The sequence below is a fragment of the Actimicrobium sp. GrIS 1.19 genome, from assembly GCF_035984655.1.
Taxonomy (GTDB): domain Bacteria; phylum Pseudomonadota; class Gammaproteobacteria; order Burkholderiales; family Burkholderiaceae_D; genus Actimicrobium.
Genome location: NZ_JAXCHT010000016.1, coordinates 13,616 through 33,357 on the forward strand (window position 1 = coordinate 13,616; position 19,742 = coordinate 33,357).

25 protein-coding genes are annotated in these 19,742 nt (G+C 61.3%); 12 read left to right on the forward strand and 13 right to left on the reverse strand.

The window, feature by feature from the left end:
• Positions 1 to 828: a flagellar motor protein MotD gene (gene motD / locus RCH09_RS12300; RefSeq protein ID WP_326941392.1), complete on the forward strand. Its 828-nt coding sequence runs from the start codon at positions 1 to 3 to the stop codon at positions 826 to 828.
• Here motD and RCH09_RS12305 read toward each other — a convergent pair.
• From RCH09_RS12305 to flgA, 7 genes are all read right to left on the reverse strand, one after another.
• Positions 810 to 1,145, reverse strand: a complete 336-nt coding sequence (locus tag RCH09_RS12305) for a hypothetical protein (RefSeq protein WP_326941393.1) — start codon at positions 1,143 to 1,145, stop codon at positions 810 to 812. The genes motD and RCH09_RS12305 overlap by 19 nt on opposite strands.
• Positions 1,146 to 1,238: 93 nt before the next feature.
• On the reverse strand, positions 1,239 to 2,465 hold the full coding sequence (locus RCH09_RS12310) for an MFS transporter (RefSeq protein WP_326941394.1): 1,227 nt from the start codon (positions 2,463 to 2,465) through the stop codon (positions 1,239 to 1,241).
• Complete coding sequence (locus RCH09_RS12315) at positions 2,449 to 2,901, reverse strand: MarR family winged helix-turn-helix transcriptional regulator (RefSeq protein ID WP_326941395.1); 453 nt, start codon at positions 2,899 to 2,901, stop codon at positions 2,449 to 2,451. The genes RCH09_RS12310 and RCH09_RS12315 overlap by 17 nt, the downstream gene beginning before the upstream one ends.
• A 375-nt stretch (positions 2,902 to 3,276) precedes the next feature.
• Positions 3,277 to 3,570, reverse strand: a complete 294-nt coding sequence (locus RCH09_RS12320; protein WP_326941396.1) for a hypothetical protein — start codon at positions 3,568 to 3,570, stop codon at positions 3,277 to 3,279.
• 201 nt (positions 3,571 to 3,771) lie between these two features.
• Positions 3,772 to 4,245 carry a flagella synthesis protein FlgN gene (locus tag RCH09_RS12325; protein ID WP_326941397.1) on the reverse strand — a complete coding sequence of 158 codons (474 nt, stop codon included), beginning with the start codon at positions 4,243 to 4,245 and terminating at the stop codon, positions 3,772 to 3,774.
• Positions 4,246 to 4,247: 2 nt separating this feature from the next.
• Positions 4,248 to 4,550, reverse strand: a complete 303-nt coding sequence (flgM, locus tag RCH09_RS12330) for a flagellar biosynthesis anti-sigma factor FlgM (protein WP_326941398.1) — start codon at positions 4,548 to 4,550, stop codon at positions 4,248 to 4,250.
• Positions 4,551 to 4,664: 114 nt separating this feature from the next.
• Positions 4,665 to 5,357 (reverse strand): flagellar basal body P-ring formation chaperone FlgA, encoded by a 693-nt coding sequence (gene flgA / locus RCH09_RS12335; RefSeq protein WP_326941399.1) that lies wholly within the window; start codon positions 5,355 to 5,357, stop codon positions 4,665 to 4,667.
• A gap of 174 nt (positions 5,358 to 5,531) precedes the next feature.
• On the opposite strand from flgA, the gene flgB reads away from it, so the two are divergent.
• From flgB to flgL, 11 genes are all read left to right on the forward strand, one after another.
• A complete protein-coding gene (flgB, locus tag RCH09_RS12340; protein WP_326941400.1) occupies positions 5,532 to 5,948 on the forward strand; it encodes a flagellar basal body rod protein FlgB in 417 nt (138 codons plus the stop codon).
• Positions 5,949 to 5,953: 5 nt separating this feature from the next.
• Positions 5,954 to 6,358 carry a flagellar basal body rod protein FlgC gene (gene flgC, locus RCH09_RS12345; RefSeq protein WP_326941401.1) on the forward strand — a complete coding sequence of 135 codons (405 nt, stop codon included), beginning with the start codon at positions 5,954 to 5,956 and terminating at the stop codon, positions 6,356 to 6,358.
• Positions 6,359 to 6,381: 23 nt separating this feature from the next.
• The gene (locus RCH09_RS12350; protein ID WP_326941402.1) at positions 6,382 to 7,068 is read left to right on the forward strand and encodes a flagellar hook assembly protein FlgD; all 687 of its coding nucleotides are present in this window, start codon (positions 6,382 to 6,384) and stop codon (positions 7,066 to 7,068) included.
• Between the two features lie 39 nt (positions 7,069 to 7,107).
• On the forward strand, positions 7,108 to 8,322 hold the full coding sequence (gene flgE, locus RCH09_RS12355; protein ID WP_326941403.1) for a flagellar hook protein FlgE: 1,215 nt from the start codon (positions 7,108 to 7,110) through the stop codon (positions 8,320 to 8,322).
• A gap of 37 nt (positions 8,323 to 8,359) precedes the next feature.
• Entirely contained in the window at positions 8,360 to 9,100 is a 741-nt protein-coding gene (gene flgF / locus RCH09_RS12360; protein WP_326941404.1) for a flagellar basal-body rod protein FlgF, read from the forward strand.
• Positions 9,101 to 9,300: 200 nt separating this feature from the next.
• Positions 9,301 to 10,083 carry a flagellar basal-body rod protein FlgG gene (gene flgG / locus RCH09_RS12365; protein ID WP_326941405.1) on the forward strand — a complete coding sequence of 261 codons (783 nt, stop codon included), beginning with the start codon at positions 9,301 to 9,303 and terminating at the stop codon, positions 10,081 to 10,083.
• A gap of 14 nt (positions 10,084 to 10,097) precedes the next feature.
• Complete coding sequence (locus RCH09_RS12370) at positions 10,098 to 10,769, forward strand: flagellar basal body L-ring protein FlgH (protein ID WP_326941406.1); 672 nt, start codon at positions 10,098 to 10,100, stop codon at positions 10,767 to 10,769.
• Between the two features lie 9 nt (positions 10,770 to 10,778).
• Positions 10,779 to 11,888 carry a flagellar basal body P-ring protein FlgI gene (locus RCH09_RS12375; protein ID WP_442785035.1) on the forward strand — a complete coding sequence of 370 codons (1,110 nt, stop codon included), beginning with the start codon at positions 10,779 to 10,781 and terminating at the stop codon, positions 11,886 to 11,888.
• 33 nt (positions 11,889 to 11,921) lie between these two features.
• Entirely contained in the window at positions 11,922 to 12,845 is a 924-nt protein-coding gene (flgJ, locus tag RCH09_RS12380; RefSeq protein ID WP_326941407.1) for a flagellar assembly peptidoglycan hydrolase FlgJ, read from the forward strand.
• A gap of 81 nt (positions 12,846 to 12,926) precedes the next feature.
• Positions 12,927 to 14,849 carry a flagellar hook-associated protein FlgK gene (flgK, locus tag RCH09_RS12385; RefSeq protein ID WP_326941408.1) on the forward strand — a complete coding sequence of 641 codons (1,923 nt, stop codon included), beginning with the start codon at positions 12,927 to 12,929 and terminating at the stop codon, positions 14,847 to 14,849.
• 8 nt (positions 14,850 to 14,857) lie between these two features.
• Complete coding sequence (gene flgL, locus RCH09_RS12390; protein ID WP_326941410.1) at positions 14,858 to 16,072, forward strand: flagellar hook-associated protein FlgL; 1,215 nt, start codon at positions 14,858 to 14,860, stop codon at positions 16,070 to 16,072.
• Here the strand turns inward: flgL and fliR are convergent.
• From fliR to fliM, 6 genes are read right to left on the reverse strand one after another with little or no spacing between them, the layout of a single operon-like run.
• Complete coding sequence (gene fliR / locus RCH09_RS12395) at positions 16,069 to 16,845, reverse strand: flagellar biosynthetic protein FliR (protein WP_326941411.1); 777 nt, start codon at positions 16,843 to 16,845, stop codon at positions 16,069 to 16,071. The genes flgL and fliR overlap by 4 nt on opposite strands.
• Before the next feature lie 8 nt (positions 16,846 to 16,853).
• Positions 16,854 to 17,123 carry a flagellar biosynthesis protein FliQ gene (fliQ, locus tag RCH09_RS12400; protein ID WP_326941412.1) on the reverse strand — a complete coding sequence of 90 codons (270 nt, stop codon included), beginning with the start codon at positions 17,121 to 17,123 and terminating at the stop codon, positions 16,854 to 16,856.
• 9 nt (positions 17,124 to 17,132) lie between these two features.
• Positions 17,133 to 17,888, reverse strand: a complete 756-nt coding sequence (gene fliP / locus RCH09_RS12405; RefSeq protein WP_326941413.1) for a flagellar type III secretion system pore protein FliP — start codon at positions 17,886 to 17,888, stop codon at positions 17,133 to 17,135.
• Positions 17,878 to 18,333, reverse strand: coding sequence for a flagellar biosynthetic protein FliO (fliO, locus tag RCH09_RS12410; RefSeq protein ID WP_326941414.1), 456 nt, complete (start codon positions 18,331 to 18,333; stop codon positions 17,878 to 17,880). Before fliO ends, fliP begins: the two co-directional genes overlap by 11 nt.
• Positions 18,330 to 18,743, reverse strand: coding sequence for a flagellar motor switch protein FliN (gene fliN / locus RCH09_RS12415; protein ID WP_326941415.1), 414 nt, complete (start codon positions 18,741 to 18,743; stop codon positions 18,330 to 18,332). The genes fliO and fliN overlap by 4 nt, the downstream gene beginning before the upstream one ends.
• The gene (fliM, locus tag RCH09_RS12420; protein ID WP_326941416.1) at positions 18,736 to 19,737 is read right to left on the reverse strand and encodes a flagellar motor switch protein FliM; all 1,002 of its coding nucleotides are present in this window, start codon (positions 19,735 to 19,737) and stop codon (positions 18,736 to 18,738) included. Before fliM ends, fliN begins: the two co-directional genes overlap by 8 nt.
• Positions 19,738 to 19,742: the final 5 nt, after the last annotated feature.

Below are 19,742 nucleotides of genomic sequence, written 5' to 3' on the forward strand. Positions count from 1 at the left end.
GTGAGCAAGGACCGCGGCCAATCGACACCGACTGCACGGGCGCGCAAGCGCTTCGAGGACGGTGAAGCCAGCCATGAACGCTGGCTGATTTCGTATGCCGATTTCATTACCTTGCTGTTTGCGTTTTTTGTCGTGATGTATGCGCTGTCGTCAGTCAACGAGGGCAAGTACCGGGTGCTGTCGCTGTCGCTGGGGACGGCATTCGGCAATGCGCCAAGCACGATTTCGCCGGTGGTCAAGGGCAACGAGCCACCCGGCCTGTCGCTGCGCCGGCAGCCGGCGGCAGTCGACCGGGCCCGTCTGGAAGCGCTGCGCCGCGAAAAGGAAAACCTCACCGCGATCGCGCGCGACATCCTCAAGGTGCTGTCGCCATTGGTCAATTCCGGCAAGGTGCGTGTGACCCAGACCAGCCGTGGCGTGACCATCGAAATCAACGCCAGCGTCCTGTTCGCGCCCGGCGAAGCCAAACTGAGTACCGACTCGCTGCAGGCCCTGAGCGCAATCGCACGCGTGCTCAGCGAGGACACCCATGCGATCCAGATCGAAGGTCATACCGACAATGTGCCAATCAGGAACACCGCCTTCCCGTCCAACTGGGAACTCTCCAGCGTACGCGCCAGCAGCGTGGTGCGGCTGTTTGTCGAAAACGGCGTCGGCGAAAATCGCCTGACCGCCATCGGCCATGGTCCGAACCGGCCGGTTGGCAGCAACGACACGCCGGAAGGGCGCTTGCGCAATCGCCGTGTCGAGGTGCTGATTCTGGCGACGCTGCCCGAGCCGGTTACCGAAGTGCCGGTAGTGAAACCGGATCAGGACGGCGCGCGATAGCCTTCTTTATCGCCGAGCGTTTGCTCCCACGCGACGATCGATGCATGCGTCGCTTCGCGCCGTTCCTTGTCGAGCAGCGCACGGCCGGCCTTCGACGACAAGGTTTCGTAGTTGCGACGGTCGGTGCGCATGTCAACGCGACGCCAGCCCATCATGCATAACCAGTCCCACTGCTCGTCGTCAATCGGGGTTTTCAGACGCAGGTGCAATCCGTTGCGCGCCAGATTGCTGCCCGGCGGAGGCTTGGGGCCGGCCGGTGGCAATTGGCGACGTCTGCGGATACCGAACAGCTTGCGCAATGCATGAATCGGATTCATTACGGCCGTTGCCTCGGGAGTGGTGAATGGTTGGTGCTTGAGTTTAACTTCGAATCACTTTCCCGGCAGATAAAAGCGTAACGGTGGTGCTCGTCATGTTGTCGCCAAATGCCCAACCCGGGCTTCGCGAATCGGCAAATTCACCAGCGCGGCGGCCAGCGCCAGCACAATATCGGCGTACCACATCCAGTTGTAATTGCCCAGGCGCGAGATCGCCAGGCCACCCAGCCATGCGCCGAAAAATCCGCCGATCTGATGCGACAGCAGCGTCAGTCCGAACAGTGTGGCCAGATAGCGGGTGCCGAACAGCTTGCCGACGATGCCGGCAGTCGGCGGCACCGTCGCCAGCCAGGTCAGGCCGAGCGAGGCGGCGAACAGGTAAAAGGTCCAGGCGGTTTTTGGCGCCAGCAAATAGATCCCGATCAGCGCGGCACGACTGGCGTAGATGCCGAACAGCAGATATTTCATCCGATAGCGCGCGCCGAGCGCACCGACGCCGAGGCTGCCGACGATATTGAACAGGCCGATCAGCGCCAGTGCGGTGGCCGAGACACTGGCCGACAGACTGCACAACGCGACTTCGCCCGGCAAATGCGTCACCAGAAACGCGATATGAAATCCGCAAGTGAAGAAGCCGGCATGCAGGCACCAGTAGCTGCGGTCGCGCAGTGCCAGTTTGACCTGCGCGCCAAGGCTGATCTCGGCGACGGCGATGGCAGCCGGGGAGGGTGTGGCCGGCGCGCGGCGACGCAATGGCCAGGCCAGCGGAATCGTCAGCAGCGTGGTCGCCGCCATCGTGAACATTGCCGCGACCCAGCCCGCACTGTTGATGATCGCCTGCATCAAGGGAGCAAAGATAAACTGGCCGAACGAGCCACCGGCATTGATGAAGCCGGCGGCAAAAGGGCGTCGTTGCGGCGGCAGCGTTTGCGTGGCCGCGCCGATCAGGATCGAAAAACTGCCGGCGCCCGCGCCTGCCGCAGTTAGCAAGCCCATGCTCAGCAGCAGCCCCCATTGGCTCGACATGAATGGCGTCAATGCAGTGCCGCCGGCAAGCAGCAGGGCGCCCAGAATGATCACCTTGGCGGAACCGATCTTGTCGGCCATGACCCCGAACACCGGTTGCGCCAGGCCCCAGACAAATTGACCGATGGCCAGCGCGAAACTGATCGAGACGATGCCCAACCCGGTCGATGTATTGATCGGCGAGATGAACAGGCCGGTGGTCAGGCGCGCACCCATGGTGATCATCAGAATCGCTGCCGCGGCCAGCATCAGGCCCCAGGCAGCGCGCGGCGACATCTCATTCGACTGCGGCATGCAATTTCTCCTCAAGTAACGGGTTCAGTTCGTGCAGTGCGGCGCCGACATCGCTGTGCAGGGCATGCACCAGGTCGAGGCCCAGCGCCAGCTCGAGTTCGGTTTGCGCCTCGCGCCAGGCCTTGGCAGCGCTGTGTCGCTTTTCCTGCCCGGCGTCGGTAATGCGCACGATGCGGCGACGGGCGTCGGTGCCGGCAGTCTGCATGACCCATCCGGCGACGATCAGCGGTTTCAGGGTGCGGGTCAGGGTGGTGCGGTCGGTGCCCAGTTTGTGCGCCAGCTCGGCCATTGCGACACCGGCTGGATCAAGATTTTGCAGCAATGAATATTGGGTGGTTTTGAGGCCAACGCCTGCCAGATGCAGGTCGTACAGGCGTGACACCGTGCGCGTCAGTTTGCGCAGGGCGAAACAGGTACAACGAAAGGAAGCTGTCATCGTGAATTCCAGCGAAAATATATGTGTAGGCACACATAATTGTCGGGAAATATAAATCATGCGCTGGAAGATATCCAGTGATTTTTATTGTGGGGGGCGGGATTGGTGATGCCGTGGCGTGTGCCGCCAGCAACTGCGCGTTGCGCGACGTCTCTCTGCCTGATGCCGCGTGTTGATGCCCGGCCACGCCGGACGCCAATCTATCGGGACAACCCGGCGCGAATTCCGGATCGCAGGGATCAATCGGAAAGACGCGGCAGGATGATCGGCCGGATCAACACGGGATAGAACGGGTGCTGCCAGGCATGCCGTCAGGAAGACGGCCAACTCCCGGCAAACTGCAAGGCTTGCAGCCGGCCGGTCAACGCCGGAGTATCAGTGCCGTGCCGAACTGGTGCGCACGCCGCTGACCCGATATTTGCCGCGACGGTCACCCATCAGGGCGCGTAATTCGGCAATCGAGAGGTCGGCAACTTCATGCATGCGGATCAGCAGGGATGCACCGACCGGCAAGCGGCGGTGACGAATCTTGCTGATTACCGGTGGCGCCACTTCCAGCGCACGCGACAGCGCCGCGTCATTCTTGATCGCCAGCTTTTCGATGAGTGTGTTGAGCAGATGATCGGGATCGTAAGCCTGATCTTGCAGGTTTTGCACGGTTTGTGTCATGGCGTCTACCTTCGTGTTGAAAAAGTACATTCAGTTTGCCAACACAATGCAGGGCACGATGTGCGTTATCGCACATAAACATCTAATAACAGTTCTGAAAGTTAGCCCCGATGCATTTGTTTGATCTGGGGCAAACAAAGGTGGGGTGGAACATTTACGCATCCTGCACTTCACACGCAGGATGGTGTAGTTGAAAACTGCTTAACCGATCGCCAGGCCGCGCCCTGGCGCTTTTCCGGTCGATTGGCCGTCCGGGCCATAGAAGCCGCCATGTTGCGACTTGCCCTGCAGGATGTTGAGTTCGGTCTGGTTGCGGACCATATGACGCGCAATCAGCATGCCGTTGACACGATTGAGTTCCTTGGCTTCTGCAGTCAGCGTCAGCAGGGCCGACCACGGCGATTCCTTGCCGTTTGAATAATTCGCGTCGCACCAGGCGCGCATGCCTTGTTCGCTGGCCGGGAAGCCGGACTCTTCCAGTCGCGCGTGACGCGCTGTGGCCAGTGCCGTCAATTCCAGCAGCAAGGTCGATTTGGTGGCGGTCAGTTCCGGTAATCCGTCGACACTGCCGGCAATCAGGATGGCCTGCTCCTGCATCAGCACCGCAATCAGAGCACGGGTGCTTTCCTGTTCGGAGGGCAGGCTCGATGCGGGGGCGTTGGCAGGGGTAGACATGGTTATCCTTCTTTGCGTGCAGCGAATTGATCGCGTACGGTGTCGATCAAGCCGTCGGCAATTTTTTCGGGGTTGATTCGGAATGTGCCACTGGCGATGGCGGCCTTGATCTCGCTGACTTTTTTCAGGTCGAAGGTGCTGCTGCCACCCAGGGCCAGGGCCTGCGCCGAGATCTTTACGCTGCCGGACGGTCCGGCACTGGCATTGCTGACCGCTGCAGCCTGGTCGGCGCCCTTGCTGGAGCGGGTCTGGGTCGGCGAAACGCCAACACTGCCGGTCTTTTTGCTCGAATCGTCAATCTTCACGATGTTTCCTTGATTGGTCAGGGTACATCACCCCGTGTCATAGTCCCATAACGGCAGGCGGGAAAATAACTTTAGGACGATTGGCGTGGTTCCCTTGTCAATTTGGTACGTAATTCAGTAGGTGACATCAACTATCCCGCCCGCCCGCGCCACCCCGCTGACGACTTGCCCGCCAGCGGTCTTGGCCTGGGCAATCTGGCCGGCCACCGCATTGTTCAGCGCGCGCCCGTCGGTAGCGACTGAAAATCCCGGTCCGGTCGAGACTACCCGCACTGCCTGGCCCTGCTGCACCGCTTGTACTGTCTTGAGCGAATCCTGCCGCAGCGGGCTGCCCAGGCCGACTGAGCCTGCAACGGTACGTCCGATCGCCTGGGCCGGATCGGTCAGGACCCCGGCCGGCAGCAGGGTCAAGTCGCCCCTGATCCTGATCACATCATTCGGCCCTACCAGCTGGCCCTGCGACAGCGGGATCGCGCTGGCGACATAATCGGCGATGACCTTCACCTGCGCGGTGACATATACGGTCCACGGCGACGGCGCCGTGCAACGCACCCCCACGCTGGTCCTGCCCCAGACCCGGCTGCCCGCGGGCAGGAACGCTTCCGGCGTCTGGCAGGCCGGCAGACTGAGGCGGGCATCGAGCTGGCCAACCGTAATCTGCACCTCGCCCGGCAAGCCGGTGGTCTGGACGCGCAGGAACTGTTCGACGCTGCTGCGGATTTGCGCCGGGTCCTGCCGCGGCGCGAGGGTTTGCGCCGATGCGGACAGACTGATCAGTGCGGCAGACAGGAACAGAAGGGTTTTCATGGCGCTCAGTGGAGGGAATCCGGAATCTGAGTGTAGCGATGGATAGTTTCCACAAAGCGACAAACAGACCGGATTTCCCCGACTTGCTCGTCTGATCACCGCCCACCCGGCTGCGTATCATCAAGGCTGGAAAAACCATCAACCGCAGCTGCCATGGGCAGTGAGGAGAATGCCATGATTGGAAAACTGGACGATTACCTGCGCTTCAATGAGACCTCGCTGAATTTGCGCGGTCAGCGTCAGCAATTGATCGCCTCGAACATCGCCAATGCCGATACGCCCAACTATAAGTCACGCGACATCAATTTCAATAGCGCGATGAAGACGGCAATGGCGCGCAGCACGCCGCAGGCCGGCGCGTTGACCAAGACCTCGGATACCCACCTGTCGGCCAAAAGCGGCACTGGCGGCAGCGGCGTGAACGGCGTACCGTTGCTGTACCGGAATATCCAGCAGGGCGCCATCGACGGCAACACGGTCGACATGGACGCCGAGCGCGGCCAGTTTGCCGACAATGCGATCCGCTACGAAGCCGGCATCACCATGATCAGCAGCCAGATCAAAGGCTTGCTGAGCGCGATCCAGGGATAACCATCATGTCTTTGTTCAGTATTTTCAATGTGGCCGGTTCGGCGATGACAGCGCAGTCGCAGCGCCTCAATACCACTGCCTCGAATATCGCCAACGCCGACAGCACCACCAGCGCCAACGGACAGGTCTACAAATCCAAGCAGGTCATTTTCAGCGCCGTGCCTGTCGATGGCGCGGCCTCGGCCGGGGTCAAGGTGCAGCGCGTGGTCGAAGACAGCGCGCCGCCGCGGCTGGTGTATGACCCGAAACATCCGCAAGCCGATGAAAAAGGCTATGTCGCGATGCCGAATGTGAACGTGGTTGAAGAAATGGTGAACATGATCTCCGCCACGCGGTCCTACCAGACCAATGTCGAAACATTGAACGCGGCCAAGACGCTGCTCCTGAAAACCTTGACCATCGGTCAATAACAGTTCACCCAAGGATATTCACCATGTCATCCATTGCAGGCGTTGCCAATACCACCCCGTCCGCCGATCTGCTGGCCTCCGTCAACGGCACCAAGGCTGCCGCTGCCGCCACCGGGTCGGTGGAAGAAACCCAGGACCGCTTCCTCAAGCTGCTGGTCACCCAGATGAAAAACCAGGACCCGCTCAACCCGCTCGACAGCGCGCAGGTCACCAGCCAGCTGGCGCAATTGTCGACTGTCAGCGGCATCGACAAGGTCAACACCACGCTCGAATCGCTCAAGACCAGCTTCCAGTCGAATGAATCGGTGCAGGCGGCCGGCTTGATCGGGCATGGCGTGCTGGCACCGTCGAAGTCGATCTCACTCAGCTCGGGCAAGGCCATCTTCGGTATCGACCTGCCGTCGCCCGCCGACAAGGTGCAGGTCGTGGTCAAGGATGCCGCCGGCAATGCCGTGCACACCATCGATCTGGGTCCGGAAGATACCGGCACCACCGCACTGACCTGGGATGGCAGCAAGGACGACGGCACCAAGGCGGTGGACGGCACCTACACTTTCGAAGTCACGGCCAAGCAGGGCGCCACCGCGGTGGTCGCCACCGCATTGGGGTTCGGTGAAGTCGGCAGCGTCTCGACCGGCACCGCCGGCGTCAAGCTCAATGTCACCGGACTGGGCCCGATCAACTTTAACGATGTGCGGCAAATCCTGTAACAGGATCCGTTCCATATTTGCTGTCTACAGGAGAACACCATGAGTTTCCAACAAGGTTTGAGCGGTTTGAACGCGGCGTCCAAGAGCCTCGATGTCACCGGCAATAACGTCGCCAACTCCAGCACGGTCGGCTTCAAGAGCGGTCAGGCGCAGTTCGCCGATGTGTATGCTGCCTCGCTCAACGGCTCGGGCGCCTCCCAGGTCGGGATCGGCGTGAAGGTCTCGACCGTGGCACAGCAATTCACCCAGGGTAACGTCACCTCGACCAACAATCCGCTCGATCTGGCCATCAATGGCGCCGGGTTCTTCAGGATGGACAACAATGGCGTGACCACTTACAGCCGCAACGGCCAGTTCTCGCTCGACAAGACCGGCTATGTGGTGAATGCGCAGGGACTCAAGCTGACCGGCTACATTGCCAATGCCAAAGGGGTGTTGCAAACCGGCGCGCCCAGCGACCTGATCTTCAACACTGCCGATCTGGCGCCGCAAACCACCAGCAACGTCGGTTTGCTGGTCAATCTGGATTCACGCGAAGGCTTGCCGGCGACGGCGGTCTTCAATGCCACCGACCCTACCAGCTACAACCGGTCGACCTCGATTTCGGTGTTCGACACGCTGGGTAATTCGCATGTCATCCAATCGTTTTTCAAGAAGACCGCCAGCAATACCTGGGATGTGTATGGCACCAGCGACGGCGTCCCCTTGACCACGCCAAAAATCGGCACGCTGGTGTTTTCCAGCAGTGGTGCGCTGACCACGCCGCAGCCCTTCGTGGCCTCGGCCACCGTGACCTCCGGTGCGGTCGCGCCGTTGACCTTCAATGTCGATTTCACCGGCTCGTCACAGTACGGTTCGGCGTTTGGCCTGAATTCGCAAACCCAGGACGGCTACACCTCCGGCAAGCTGTCCGGGTTTACCACCGGCGCCGACGGCGTGATCACCGGACGCTACACCAACGGCAAATCCGCGACGCTCGGGCAGGTGGTGCTGGCCAACTTTACCGATCCGAACGGATTGGCGAACCTCGGCAACAACGCCTGGGCCGAAACCGCTGCCTCCGGCGGCCCGCTGATTGGCGCGCCGAGTTCTGGCAGCCTCGGCGTGTTGCAATCGTCGGCGGTGGAAGATTCCAACGTCGATCTGACTGCGGAGCTGGTGAACCTGATCACCGCCCAGCGCTTTTATCAGGCCAACGCGCAGACCATCAAGACCCAGGATCAGGTCTTGCAAACGCTGGTCAACCTGCGTTGATCCTGAATTGACCCTGAATAGCGCCACGGAGGATTGAATGGATCGGCTGATCTACACCGCCATGACCGGCGCCAAGCACGTCATGGAGCAGCAAAGCACGACCGCCAACAACCTGGCCAATGCCACGACCACCGGTTTTCGCGCGCAGCTCGATGCGTTTCGTGCGATTCCGGTGGTGGGCCCCGGCCTGCCGACCCGTGCCTTCGTGGTCGACTCGACCGTCGGCGCCGATTTTTCACAGGGCGCGCTGCAGGAAAGCGGGCGGGTGCTGGATGTCGCCATCCAGGGCAAGGGCTGGCTGGCGCTGGAAATGCCCGATGGCACCGAAGCCTATACCCGGCAGGGTAGCCTGAAGGTCAATGAAAACGGCATTCTGCAGAGCCAGAGCGGACATAATGTCATCGGCGACGCCGGACCGATCACGATCCCGCCCGACGTCAACATCACCATCGCCAAGGATGGCACCGTGTCATCGGTGGAAGCCGGCAGCCGGCCCGGGCAAGCGGTCATCATCGGCCGCATCAAGCTGGTCAACCCGCCGGAGGAGACACTGGTGCGCGGTGACGACACGCTGTTTCGGGTCAAGGGCAACGCGCCGGCCGAAGCCGATGCCAACGTCGCCCTGGTCAGCGGCGCGCTGGAGGGCAGCAACGTCAACGTGGTCGATGCAATGGTCACGATGATCAGCCTGTCGCGCCAGTTTGAAATGCACATGAGCATGCTCAAGAATGCCGAAGCCAATGCCACCAAGGCGGCGCAGATCCTGTCGGTACTCTGAGGTTTGACCGCTTCATTCGAACCCGCCGTATGGCGGGTTTTTAATTTCCGCAAGGAAATTTAAAGCGCCGATCAGCGCCCTGAAAGTCGACCATCTCCGCGCATTGAAACACGCATGCAAGCCCGACAATACGAACACTGACCAGAGTCCCGATACCCCGGACCGTGGTTCCCGTGGCGCGCTGATGTGTGGAGAAAAAAATGATTCGTTCCCTGTGGATTTCCAAAACTGGCCTGGACGCGCAGCAAACCCAGATGGATGTGATTTCGAACAATCTGGCCAACGTCAGCACCAGCGGCTTCAAGCGCTCGCGTGCGGTGTTCGAAGACCTGCTGTACCAGACCCTGCGCCAACCCGGCGCGCAATCGTCGCAACAAACCCAGCTGCCGTCGGGACTGCAATTGGGTACCGGCGTGCGACCCGTCGCGACCGAACGCATTCATACCCAGGGCAATCTGCAGCAAACCAGCAATGACAAGGATGTGGCGATCCAGGGCCAGGGATTTTTCCAGGTGCTGCTGCCCGATGGCAGCACCGCCTACACGCGCGACGGCTCGTTGCAGTCGGACAGCCAGGGACAGCTGGTGACCTCGAGCGGCTATGTGATCCAGCCCGCCATCACGATTCCGGCCGCGGCGCAAAGCCTGACGGTCGGTCGCGACGGCACCATCTCGGTGACCCTGCAAGGCGCCTCGGCGCCAACCCAGGTCGGGGCGCTGCAGCTGTCGACTTTCATCAATCCGGCCGGGCTGGAGAGCAAGGGCGAAAACCTGTACGTCGAGACCGGCTCCTCCGGCACTGCCAATACCAACACGCCGGGGACCAACGGCGCGGGGACGTTGTCGCAGGGGTATGTAGAGACTTCCAATGTCAACGTGACCGAGGAGCTGGTCAACATGATCCAGACCCAGCGCGCCTACGAAATCAACAGCAAGGCGATCACCACATCCGATCAGATGCTGGCGCGTCTGACACAACTTTAATTGCGGGGCCGGTCATGCATGTCACTTTGCGGGTTGTTTGTGTCGGGCTGCTGTTGGCAGCGCTGGGCGGTTGTGCGGTGACGCCCACCACCATCGTGCAGCAGCCAGCCACCACGCCGGCGCCGCGCGCGGCCGCTGCGCCGCCAAGCTCCGGTGCGATTTTCCAGAGCGCGGCCTATCGGCCTTTGTTCGAAGACCGGCGCGCGCGCATGGTCGGCGATATCCTGAGCATTTCGATCAGTGAAAAAACCACGGCATCGAAGGCCGCTGCGGCATCGTCCAGCAAGACCGGCAGCGCCACGTTGTCGGTGCCGAAATTCTTTGGCGTACCGGCCGCCACCACGGCCGATCTGGCCGTCACCGCCAGTGGCGGCAACAAGTTTGAAGACAAGGGCGCCGGCAGCTCCAACAACAGCTTCGTCGGCACCATCGGCGTGACCGTGGTCGATGTGCTGCCCAATGGCTATCTGGTTGTCAGTGGCGAGAAGCAGGTTGGCTTCGATCGCGGCACCGAATTCATCCGGCTGTCGGGCGTGGTCAATCCGGACAACATCGTCGCCGGCAACACCGTGGCGTCGACCCAGGTGGCCGATGCCCGCATCGAGTACCGCACCAATACGCACATCGACAAGGCTGAAATGATGAGCTTGCTGACGCGCTTCTTCCTCAGCGTTATTCCGCTCTAAAGGATGATCATGCACATCGTGACGACGCTTCGACGAATGGTTTGCGCAGCATGCCTGCTGGCGGTGCCGCTGGCGCATGCCGAGCGGCTCAAGGATCTGGCCAGCATCCAGGGCGTCCGGCAAAATCAACTGATCGGCTACGGGCTGGTGGTTGGCCTTGATGGCAGCGGCGACCAGACCACCCAGACTCCGTTCACGGTACAGAGCGTGATCAGCATGTTGAGCGGGCTGGGCGTGAATCTGCCACCCGCCACCACGCTGCAATTGAAGAACGTGGCGGCGGTGGTGGTGACGGCGTCGCTGCCGTCGTTTGCACAACCGGGACAAACGCTCGACATCACCGTGTCATCGATCGGCAACGCCAAGAGCCTGCGCGGCGGGACCCTGATGATGACGCCGCTCAAGGGCGCCGACGGCCAGGTCTATGGCATCGGGCAGGGCAGCATCGTCGTCAGCGGCGCCGGTGCCGCAGCACCCGGCGCGAAGGCGCAGATCAACCATTTGAGCGTGGGCCGGATCTCCGGCGGCGCGACGGTCGAACGCACCGTGGCCAGCAGCCTGCAGCAGGGCGATGCGATTTTCCTGGAACTGAACGAATCCGATTTTTCAACCGCCGCGCTGGTGGTCGAGGCGCTCAACAAGCGTTTTGGCAACGACACCGCCGCGGCACAGGATGGCCGCGTCATCAAGGTCAATGCGCCGCGCGGCAACGACGAGCGCGTGGCCTTCCTTGGCGCGCTGCAAAACCTGACGGTCAAGCCGGCGCAGGGCAGCGCCAAGATCATCCTGAATGCGCGCACCGGATCGATCGTGATGAACCAGGCTGTCACGCTGGAATCCTGCGCTGTCGCGCACGGCAATCTGTCGGTGGTGGTGAATACGGAATCAACGGCCAGCCAGCCCGGCGCACTGTCGGGCGGCCAGACCGTGGTGGTGCAGAACTCCAAGGTCGAAATTACCAAGGAGCCGGGGCAGGTCCTGCTGCTCAAGGCGGGCGCGGTGCTGGCCGATGTGGTCAAGGCGCTCAATGCAATTGGCGCTACGCCGCAGGATTTGCTGGCGATCCTGCAGGCGATGAAAGCCTCGGGCGCGCTGCACGCCGAACTCGAAATCATCTGACGAATTCCTCCGACGAATTCACCTGAGACTCTCATGGCCATCACTCCCATCAACGTTTCCGACCAGCTGGCCTTCGACCCGAAGGCCCTGGGCAAACTGAAGCAGGCCGCCGCGCAGAACTCGCCCGAAGCCATCAAGGCCACCGCCAAGCAGTTCGAGGCGCTGTTCATGAACATGGTCATGAAAAGCATGCGCGACGCGACACCGCAGGATGGTGTCTTCGACAGCAATGAAACCAAGACCTACACCGCCATGCTGGACCAGAAGATGAGCGAGAACCTGGCCAAACGCGGGGTCGGCCTGGCCGATGTGCTGTTTCGACAATTGTCGGCCGTCTCCGCCACGCCGCCGGCCGGCCCGGCGGATGGTTCGACGCTCGATCCGATCGACCGCAATCGGGTCAAGCCGCTCAACAATACATTCGGCAATGGCAATGGCGGCCTGCCGGCGCTGCCGGCCTTGACCATCCCGCTCGACAAGACCTTTCCGGCGCGACCAGCGCATGTGCAGGCATTCCAGGAAAAACTCGGCGCCCACGCCGAAGAGGCCAGCCGCGCCACCGGCATTCCGGCCAAATTCATGCTGGGCCAGGCCGCGCTGGAAACCGGCTGGGGCAAAAAGGAAATCAAGACCATGGATGGTTCGAACAGCCACAATGTGTTTGGCATCAAGGCCAACAGCAACTGGACCGGCAAGGTGGTCGAAGCCAGAACCACCGAATATGTCAACGGCGTGGCACAAAGCCGGGTCGAAAAGTTTCGCGCGTATGATTCCTACGCGGATGCCTTCAAGGATTACGCTGGCATGCTCAAGAACAATCCGCGTTATCAGAACGTGATTGCCAACGCCACCGACGCAACTTCGTTTGCGCAGGGACTGCAGCGGGCCGGTTACGCCACCGATCCGCATTACGCCGCCAAGCTGGGCAATATCATCAAACACTCGTTATTGGCATAGTCGTCCTGACAACAAGGCGGTTGCCTCGCTGCCAATCGCTCAAGTTCTGCTTCAGAATGCCGTTGACTAAGGTGTTCGCAGATGAAAGATGAAAACATCATGGGTAATATCTTCAGCGTAGGAACCAGCGGCCTGGCCGCAGCACAGATCGGCATTACCACCACCGGGCATAACATTGCCAATGCGGCAACGCCAGGCTACAACCGCCAGGTCGTCGTGCAAACGTCGGGGGGCGGGCAGGCTGGCGGCAATGGCTTCCTGGGCTCGGGTACCGATGTGGCAGCGATTAATCGCGTCTACGACACCTATACGGCGGGGCGTGTCAATGCGTCCCAGACCAGCAAGACCGGCTTTGATACCTATGTCGATCAGGTATCGCAAATCAACAATCTGCTGGCTGATGCGAAAACCGGACTGGCCCCGGCGATCCAGGATTTCTTCAATAACGTGCAGGGCTTGAGCGCCAATCCGGGCGGCGCGGCGCAGCGCCAGACGCTGTTGTCATCGGGGCAAAGCCTGGCCGCCCGCTTCCAGAGCATCGATGGCCAGCTCAGTGATATCTCCGAAGGCGTCAACAAACAGATCACCAGCACGGTGGGCACCATCAACAGCTATGCCCAGCAGATCGCCACGCTGAACGATGCGATCCAGAAGGCGACCGCCAATGCCAACGGCGCGCAACCGAACGATTTGCTTGACCAGCGCGATGCGATCGTTACCGCGTTGAGCAAGGAGGTCAAGGTCACCGTCAACGATCAGCCTGGCATCGGCTATGACGTCACGATCGGCAATGGTCAGCCCATCGTGATCGGCAACACCACATTCACACTGCAGACGGCGGCGTCGCCGACGGACACCAGCAAGCTCGAAGTGGCCTACAAGAATGGCGCCACAGTGTCGTTGTTGCCGGAATCGGCGATCACCGGCGGCACCCTGGGCGGCCTGTTCGATTTCCGCACCAACAGCCTCGATCCGGCCCGCAACGAGCTGGGCCGCGTCGCGCTGGGCATCGCCACCACTGTCAACGACCAGTCGCGCCTGGGTCTGGACCAGACCGGGGCGGCTGGCCAGAACTTCTTCACGGTGACCGGACCGGTGGTCACGCCGAATACCGGCAACACCGGCAGCGGCGTCATCGGAGCAACCATTTCGTCAGTCAGTGCGCTGACCGCCAGCGACTACTCGGTGGCCTATTCCACTGGCCCGGCCAACTACAAGATCACGCGCCTGTCCGACAACTTCGTGTCGAATTCGGCGACGCTGCCAGTGACGCAAGATGGCATCACGTTCGCCGCGCTGTCCGGCACGCCCGCGGGCGGCGACAATTATCTGGTGCGCCCGACCGTCAGCGCCGGCGCCGGCATCAATGTCGCGCTGTCGGACAAGACCCAGATCGCAGCGGCAGCACCGATCGTGACCGGCTCGGCCGCCACCAATGGCGGCGTCGGCAAGATCAGCGCCGGCTCGGTGAACGCCAGTTACCTCGCCACGCCGTTGACGGGCACCGTGACGCTGGCCTATAACAGCACCACCGGCAAGATCGACAGCGTGCCGACAGGCACCACCGGCCTGCCGCAAACCTACACATCCGGCAGCAACATCACCTTTGGCGGCATCAGCTTCACCATCACCGGCAATCTGGTCAATGGCGATCAGTTCACGGTCGGAAAAAACACCAGCGGCGTCGGCGATGGGCGCAATGCGATTGCGCTGGCGTCGCTGCAAACAGCCAACACGCTGGACAACGGCACCTCGACCTTTGCGGGCGCGTTTGCCCAGCTGGTCACCAACGTCGGCAACAAAACCCGCGAGGTAACCGCCAATGCAGCTGCCGAAGGCAGTCTGCTGTCGAGCGTGACCGCGATCCAGCAATCGCAGTCCGGCGTCAACCTCGATGAAGAAGCCGCCAACCTGCTGCGCTATCAGCAGGCTTACCAGGCCTCCGGCAAGGTGCTGCAGATCGCCGGGACCCTGTTTGACGTGTTGCTCACCCTCGGTCGTTAGGACTAATCATGCGTATCAGCACAACCTCGTTCTTCGAAAATGCGAGCAGCAAGATCAGCGATCTGCAAGCGACGCTGGCCCACAAGCAGGCGCAGATTTCGGCCAACACCCGCATCCTGACGCCGGCCGACGATCCGGTTGCCGCCGCCGCAGCGGTCGAAGTAACGCAGGCCGACGGCGTCAACACCCAATACGCCGCCAATCGCGAAAGCGCCAAGACCGCCTTGACGCTGCAGGAAACCACGCTGTCGAGTTACACCGATCTGCTGCAGAACATCAAGACACTGACGGTAGCGGCCGGCAATGGCGCGCTCGACGACACCCAGCGCAGCTACCTCGCCACCGAATTAAGCAATAACTACGATCAGCTGCTGGGCATCGCCAATACCCGCGACAGTGCAGGCAACTTCATCTTCGGCGGATACAAGACGACCTCGCAGCCGTTTACCGCAACCGCCGGCGGGGTCACCTACAACGGCGACCAGGGGCAGCGCCTGCTGCAGGTAAGCACCTCGCGGCAGCTGCCGATCAACGATTCCGGCACCGACATCTTCTCCAACATCAAGACTGGCAACGGCACGTTCACCACCGCTGGCGTGGCTGGCAATACCGGCAATGCCGTGATCAATCCGGGCACCGTCACCAACGTGGCCGCCCTGACCAATCACAATTACAGTATCGATTTCACCAGCGCGACCGCCTTCAAGGTGTACGACGTCACGCTGGACCCGGGCAAGGCGGCCCCGCTCGCGGCCTCCGGCACGTATGTCCCCGGCCAGGCCATTGCCTTCGATGGTTTGCAGTTCGACATTTCCGGCACGCCTGGCAGCGCTGATCGATTTACGGTTGCGCCGAGCACCAATCAAAGCATTTTTACCAGCATCAGCAACCTGATCACGACCCTGAAGACGCCGGCGATCGGCACTGCCGGCAAGGCCGCCTTGCTGACCGGACTGAACGCGGCCAACACCAATTTTTCGGCGGCGCTGGATGTGACATTGACGGTGCGTGCTTCCGGTGGCTCGCGCTTGCAGGAGCTTGATGCGCTGGATAATGAAGGCTCGGCACGCACCATTCAATATGCAGCGCGGTTGTCGACATTGCAGGATCTCGACCTGGTCAAGGCCTATACCGAACTGACCCAGCAGCAAGCGACGCTGACAGCGGCGCAGCAGTCGTTCGTGAAGATAGCGAATCTGTCCCTGTTCAACTACATCAACTAGCCGCCGGTCATGTGGCGCATCGTTTCGATGGTTTCCTGAAACAGATTCGCCAGCGGCGTGGCCAGATACGGTAACGTCAGTCCCAGCATGGAAAACCCGACCGCCAGCGTGATCGGGAAGCCAATCCCGAACAGGTTCAGCTGCGGCGCTGCGCGCGTCAGAATACCCAGCGCCACGTTGGTAATGAGCAGCGCACCCACAATTGGTAACGACAGCTGCAGACCAGCGCTGAACAGCCGCGCGGCCCAGTGCACCACCTGATCGGCCAGATTTCCGACCATCGGTCCGGACGTAATGGGCATGGTCGTGAAGCTGTCGACCAGCGTTGACAGCAGTGCCAGGTGAACGTTGGCAGCCAGATACGTCATCAGCGTCAGCAGTGCCAGAAACTGGCTGACCGCATTCGAGCGACCTTGCGATTGCGGGTTGAAGAACGTCGCAAAGCCCAGTCCCATGGTCATGCTGGCGACTTCCCCGGCCAGTTCGACGGCGGTAAAAATCACCCGCATCGAAAATCCCATCGCGATGCCGATCAGCATTTGCTGCGCCAGGATCATCAGGCCCTGCAGCGAGAACGGCTCCAGTCCGGCCGGTGTGGCCAGCCCGGGCGCGACGATCATTGCCAGCAGGATGCCCAGGCCGACCTTGACGCGGCGCGGGACCGTGACATTGCCAAACAACGGGGCCACGCTGATCAGGCCCAGAATGCGCGCCAGCGGCCACATGAAACCGGTGATCAGCGTATTGAGTTGGTCCGACGTGAACGTGAACATGGCGGCGCTCAGCCGATCATGTTGGGAATATCGGTAAAGATCTGGCGCATGTAATCCAGCATCACGGACAGCATCCATGGCCCGGCCACCACCAGCGTGACAAAAATGCCGACCAGCTTCGGAATGAACGACAGGGTCTGTTCATTGATCTGGGTGGCGGCCTGAAAAATACTCACGATCAGGCCAATGATCAGCGCCACCAGCAGCAGCGGGGCGGCCACCATCAGCGTGATCTCCATCGCGTAGCGGCCCATCGTCATGACGCTTTCGGGGGTCATTGCGCGCTCCTAATAAAAGCTTTGTGCCAGCGAACCGATCAGCAGTTGCCAGCCGTCGACCAGCACGAACAGCATCAACTTGAACGGCAGCGAGACGATCGATGGCGACACCATCACCATCCCCATCGACATCAGCACGCTGGCGACCACCATGTCGATGATCAGAAACGGAATGAAGATGGCAAAGCTGATCTGGAATGCGGTTTTCAGTTCGCTGGTGACAAAGGCCGGCACCAGGATGCGCAGCGGGACATCTTCCGGACCCTGCAACGCCGGGCTGCGCGACAGGCGCACGTACAGTGCCAGATCGGTCTGGCGGGTCTGCTTCATCATGAATGCCTTTAACGGCGCGGCGCCCTTGTCGAGCGCCTGCATCATGGTGATCTTGTTATCTTGCAGCGGTACATACGCATCGGCATAAATCTTGTCGAACACCGGTCCCATCACGAACAGGGTCAGGAACAATGCCAGTCCGACCATGACCTGATTCGGCGGCGCCGACTGCGTGCCGAGCGCCTGGCGCAGCAGCGACAGCACGATGATGATGCGCGTGAAGCTGGTCATCATCAGCAATGCCGCCGGCAGGAACGACAGCGAGGTCAGCAGCAGCAGCGTCTGCAGACTCAGCGTGTAGCTTTGCCCGCCGCCGGCGATCGGAACGCTGCTCAAGGCCGGCAGCCCGGCCTGTTGCGCGTACCCGGCCAGCGGCAGGGCGAACAACAGGAGGGCGATCCAGCGGGGTACGGAAGACGGCTTAATGTGCATTGCCTGAGCCGGGGTCGGAAGGGGATTTTTGCGCGTTGCGCCGGTCGATGGTTTGCTTGAGCCAGACCGAGAAATTCTTTGCCAGCGGCGTCATTGGGGCGAGGTCGAGGCTGTCCTGGCGCGGCATGGTCGACAGGGCGTTGATGCTGCTGGCAGTCACGCCAACGACGATCCATTGATCCGCTACTTCCACCACCAGAATCCGCTCACGATTGCCGACATTGATGCCGCCGACGATTTTCAGCGCGCCACTCGGCGCGTGTTTGCCGGCGCCCATTTTTTTCAGCGACCATGCCAGTGCGATCAACACGCCCAGCACCAGCAGCAGTCCCACCATGACTTGCATCATGCCAGGCGCGGAGACGGGCGCCGCAGCAGCTGGCGCGGTCGCCGCGTGCGCGTGCATCGCCGTCAGCAGCGCCAGCAGGAACACGGCTTGCTTCATCGATTGAGCTTCTTGATGCGCTCGGCCGGCGAGATGATATCGGTGAGCCGAATGCCGAACTTGTCATTGACCACCACCACCTCGCCTTGCGCGATCAGGCAGCCGTTGACCAGCACGTCCATCGGTTCGCCGGCCAGGCCATCGAGCTCGACCACCGAGCCTTGCGCCAGTTGCAGCAGGTTCTTGATGGCGATCTTGGTGCGGCCCAGTTCAACCGTCAGCTGAACCGGAATGTCGAGAATGAAATCGATGTCGTTGTGGGTCGCGCCCTTGGTGCTGCCGGCGAATTCCTTGAACACCGGCTGCGTGGCTTCGGCCGCCTGCAGCGCGGCTTTTTCAGCCTGCTCCTGCTCGGCGATCGCGGCGCCCCAATCGTCCTCGGCCGCCTGTTGCTCGTCGTTATCAGCCATTGTCATCTCCTAGCATTGAATCGTGGGAACTCTGGGCCAGCAACTTCTCGACCCGCAACGCGTACTGCCCGTTGAACTTGCCATAGCTGCATTCCATCACCGGCACTTCGTCGACTTTCGCCATCACGAATTCCGGCACGGTGATCGGAATGATGTCGCCGACTTTCATGTTGAGGATCGCGCCGAAGTTCGAGCGCGCGATGCCCAGGTCGGCAACGATCTCGACTTCCGCAGTCTGGATCTGCTGCGTCATCAGGCGAATCCAGCGCTTGTCGATTTCCAGTGTCTCGCCCTGCAGGCTGGAGGTCAGGATGTCGCGAATCGGCTCGATGGTCGAGTAGGGCATGCAGAAGTGCATCTCGCCGCTGACCGGGCCGAGCTCGACCGTGAAGGTGGTGCAGACCACGACCTCATTGGGCGTGGCGATATTGGCAAACTGCGTATTCATTTCGGAACGGATGTACTCGAACTCGACCGGATACACCGGCTCCCAGGACTTGGCGTAATTCTCGAACACGATGCCCAGGATGCGCTGGATGATGCGCTGCTCGGTCTGGGTGAAATCGCGCCCTTCGACACGCGTATGAAAACGCCCGTCGCCGCCGAACAGATTGTCGACCATCAGGAACACCAGGTTCGGATCGAACACCATCAGCGTGGTGCCACGCAAGGGTTTCATGTGCACCAGGTTCAGGTTGGTCGGCACCACCAGGTTGCGGATGAATTCGCTGTACTTCGAGACCCGCACCGGACCGATCGATACTTCGGCGCTACGCCGCAGAAAGTTGAACAGGCCGATGCGCAGCAGGCGGGCAAAACGCTCGTTGATGATCTCGAGCGTCGGCATGCGGCCGCGCACGATACGTTCCTGGGTGGCCAGGTTGTAGGGGCGCACGCCCGACTGATCTTCGGGAGCCTGCGCGTCCTCCTGGTCGCCGTTGACGCCCTTGAGCAGCGCATCGACTTCTTCTTGCGAGAGGAAATTATCGGCCATGGCGA